Consider the following 2,262-nt stretch of genomic DNA (forward strand, 5'->3'; position numbering starts at 1 on the left):
CGCGCTGGTCGGCCGGCCGCGGTCTCGCTGCACTACGAGCGAGCCGGCAAGGCGGCAGTATGCGGCGAACGGGATCGACGGGAACCACGGCCGCGTAAGCAGTCATCGTCGGCAACAGACGGGAAAGACAGACAGGGGCATCAGAACGATGTGGCGTCGACTATTCATCATCTGCGTAATCGGATTTCAGCTTGGCGGCTGCGCTAGCTGGTCAAAGGGACCGCCGTCATGTGATGGCCAGGCCCGGCGGCCGCTCAATCGTTCGCTTTGGGATTGGGAGACCGGGGCGCCGCTGGCCACGCCAGAGCCGCCGATCCCGCCGTCCGCGCCGGCACCAGTTATCCGCAAAGGCGAGACCAGCCCGGGAGTGCCTTCCACGAAACTCGCTGCATCAGACCGCCAGGCCGCCGTTGCAGCCTCTTACCGCGCTTGCGGCAAGGTGGCGTGAGATGGTCGGTAATGATGACCTGAAAGCTTATTTCGATAATGCGCGGCGATGGGAACAGGATCTGTTGCTGTCGGCGCATCGCTCGCGGCGAACGGCATGGGTGATTGCCGCGGGCGCCTGCGCGTTGGCGGTCGCCTCGGTTGGCGCGGTCGCAGCACTTGCGCCGCTAAAGACGGTCGAGCCGTACGTCATCCGGGTCGATAATGCCACCGGCATTGTGGACACCGTCTCCGCCCTCAATTCGACGCCGGCGCGCTATGATGAAGCCGTCACCAAATATTTTCTTGGACGCTACGTCCGCGCGCGCGAAGGTTACAGCTATCCGGAGGCCGAAACCAACTTCCGCACCATTTCGCTACTCTCGGGGCAGGGCGAACAGGCTCGTTTCGCAGCATGGTACCGCGGCTCCAATCCCGAAAGCCCGCAAGTCGTTCAAGGCCGTTTCGGGGTTGCGACCGTGCGGATCAAGGCGATCTCGCTCCTGGCCGACAATGTGGCGTCCGTGCGCTTCCTGAAGGAGAGCCGCAAGGGCGAGGAAACCCGCATCACCCATTGGGTGTCCACGCTGACGTTTTCCTATGCCAACGCGCCAATGTCCTCCGCCGACCGACTCATCAATCCCCTCGGCTTTCTGGTCTCGGAATACCGCGCCGATCCGGAGGTCGTGCCATGAAGTCTTTCGTTCTCTTGATGACCTTTGTCCTGGGATTCGCGGAGCCGGTTCTGGCGCTACAACAGCCGTCACCCGGACAACATGACGCGCGCGTGAGAACCGTGACCTACGATCCGGCCAACGTCGTCCGGGTCAACGGCGTGATTCGGGCATCGACCCAAGTATTGTTTGCGGACGATGAGGAGGTCGCGCATGTCGCGATCGGCGACGCGATTGCATGGGAGGTCGCACCGGCGGGCTCAATCCTGTTCCTTAAACCCCGCGAGAAACATCCTCCGACCAATCTGCAGGTTGTCACCACGCGCCCGGATGGTCGCAAGCGCTCGTATCAATTCGAGCTGTCGATCGCCGAGACGACGCTCGCGGACAGTTACTTCGTCGTCCGCTTCGCCTATCCCGGCGACGAGATCGAGCGTCGACGTGCGGAGGCGGCGACCCGCGGCGCCGAGCGGGAAGGCGCGCTGATCGACCAGACCTTCGACCTGCATCACGCCTATGGCGCCCGCAACTGGCGCTTTTCGGCGCAGGGATCGATCGACCTCGAGCCCGAAGCCGTTTTCGACGACGGCAAGGAGACCACGTTCCGCTTCGCAGGCAACCGCGAAGTCCCCGCGATCTATCTGATCAACTCCGACGGCTCGGAAAGCCTCGTGCCAAAAGACGTCCGCGGGGAGCTCGTGGTGGTTCATGCCACGGCGCGGGAGTTCCGGCTGCGCAAAGGTGAAAACGTGCTTTGCATTTTCAACGAAGCATTCGACGCGGTGGGGATTAATCCAGGCACCAATACCACAAGCCCGTCGATTGAGCGGCGGGCGAAGAAATCACCACTAACCCCAAGGCCGCGATAGGCGAGGGCGATATGACCGAACATCAAGATGAGACGATCGCCGGCGACCGCGGCATTACGCCCGTGGGCGGAGGCGACAATGGTCGAACGGCGATGCTCAAACGCGGCTTCGGTGCGCTGGCGCTCACCGCCTTTGCCGCCCTGATCATCTGGGGCACCTGGAAAGGCGATAAGCCGGTTAGCGATTCCGCGCGGAAGCTGGTGATCCGCCAAGCAGCGGCCTTCGAGCCCCTCCCGGAAGCGCCGGCCGCGCCTGTTACCACGGCCTCAATTGGAGCGGCGCCTGTCGCAGTC

2 protein-coding genes and 1 pseudogene are annotated in these 2,262 nt (G+C 63.3%); all 3 read left to right on the forward strand.

Annotated features, from left to right (window positions below; genetic code table 11):
• Positions 1 to 449 precede the first annotated feature (449 nt).
• Positions 450 to 1,121 (forward strand): virB8 family protein, encoded by a 672-nt coding sequence (locus MOV75_RS35230; RefSeq protein ID WP_247007646.1) that lies wholly within the window; start codon positions 450 to 452, stop codon positions 1,119 to 1,121.
• Positions 1,118 to 1,969, forward strand: a complete 852-nt coding sequence (virB9, locus tag MOV75_RS35235) for a P-type conjugative transfer protein VirB9 (protein WP_247007647.1) — start codon at positions 1,118 to 1,120, stop codon at positions 1,967 to 1,969. The genes MOV75_RS35230 and virB9 overlap by 4 nt, the downstream gene beginning before the upstream one ends.
• Positions 1,970 to 1,980: 11 nt before the next feature.
• Positions 1,981 to 2,262: pseudogene (locus MOV75_RS35240) on the forward strand (type IV secretion system protein VirB10); the annotation flags it as partial.

The organism is Bradyrhizobium sp. PRIMUS42 (assembly GCF_023006515.1).
GTDB lineage: Bacteria > Pseudomonadota > Alphaproteobacteria > Rhizobiales > Xanthobacteraceae > Bradyrhizobium.